The organism is Gallibacterium genomosp. 1, from assembly GCF_001678575.1.
GTDB lineage: Bacteria > Pseudomonadota > Gammaproteobacteria > Enterobacterales > Pasteurellaceae > Gallibacterium.
The window spans coordinates 1-1221 of record NZ_JTJP01000029.1; the positions used below are offsets into that span (position 1 = coordinate 1).

A 1221-nucleotide genomic window follows, 5' to 3' on the forward strand; every position below is an offset into this window, starting at 1 on the left:
GTAGTGATCCACTAAATCAGCAGTCCCTAATAGGTTTTTTCGCTAAAACTGGCGGTAATCCTTGATTATAGCTATGCGGTCTCACCCTGTTATAGTAAAACACATAATGTTTAATGTCTTCCTTGGCTTCATCTAATGAAGAATAACCGCCCCTTAACATCCATTCATATTTAAAACTCCTAAACCAACGTTCCATCGGTGCATTATCCCAACAATTTCCTCGGCGACTCATACTTTGTATCAAACCATGCTGTTTCACACATCGTATAAATGACGCACTCCCATAAATACTGCCTTGGTCTGAGTGAAACAACATCTTCCTCGTTCTTTCCGTTGTCAGCATGGCATGATTTAATGCTTCCACGACTAACCTTGAATTATGCTGTTTCTGCAATCGCCAACCAACCACTTGACGTTGCGCCAGGTTCATCACGATTGCTAAATAATGCCATTCCCCCTGTACCTTCAAATAGGTGGTATCACCGCATAACACCGTTGTGTCAGCGCATGGACTAAATTGCCGATTTAACACATTATTAAACAACGTGGACGCTTGCTCTGACGTGCCTGTCCGCCAACGTTTTTGCGGCTGTTTACTGACTAATCCTTGCTGTTTCATCAGCTGTCGAATCAAGGCTAATCCTACCTCAATACCCTTACTTTTTAATCTCGCTTTTAACGTCCGCTTTCCGGCTGAACCACGACTTTCATCAAATAATGCCTTTATCTTTACCGCCAATCCTAAATGTTTATTGGGCTTCGCCTGCCGCTTTCTCCGGGCATAGTAAGTTCGTTCTGAAAGCGAAAATAGCGCACAAACCCGTTTTATTCCATACGATTTTAATGCCTTTACCGCTTGGTAGCGTTGCGCTCGAGTGACATAAAAATCGCGGTAGCCTTTTTTAAGATTTCTTTATCCTCTTCGAGAATTTTAATGCGTTGTTCAAGCTCTCGTATCCGTTGCTGTTCCGGTGATAAGGGCTTCGTTCCGGGCAATACATAGCCTTGTTTTTCTGCTTGGACTTGTTTTATCCAACGACGTAATGCCGTTTCGCCTATCCCTAATTCCGAACAGGCTTGGGCAACAGAATAACCTTGCTCGGTGACTAATTTTACCGCGGCAACTTTGTAGTCCGGGCTAAATGTTCTTCTCATCTTAGTATCCTCTTTTTGTGATAGTTTACCACCTATTGAGGACTGCAAAATTAGTGTACCACTACA

General features: G+C 43.0%; 1 protein-coding gene and 1 pseudogene. Both read right to left on the reverse strand.

Annotated elements, in window-relative coordinates:
* Positions 1 to 16: 16 nt before the first annotated feature.
* Positions 17 to 847 (reverse strand): annotated as a pseudogene (locus QV04_RS11785) (IS3 family transposase); the annotation flags it as partial.
* A 2-nt stretch (positions 848 to 849) separates the two neighbouring features.
* Positions 850 to 1221, reverse strand: a 372-nt coding sequence (locus tag QV04_RS06305) for a transposase (RefSeq protein WP_156539732.1), incomplete at its 5' end; no start/stop codon positions are given.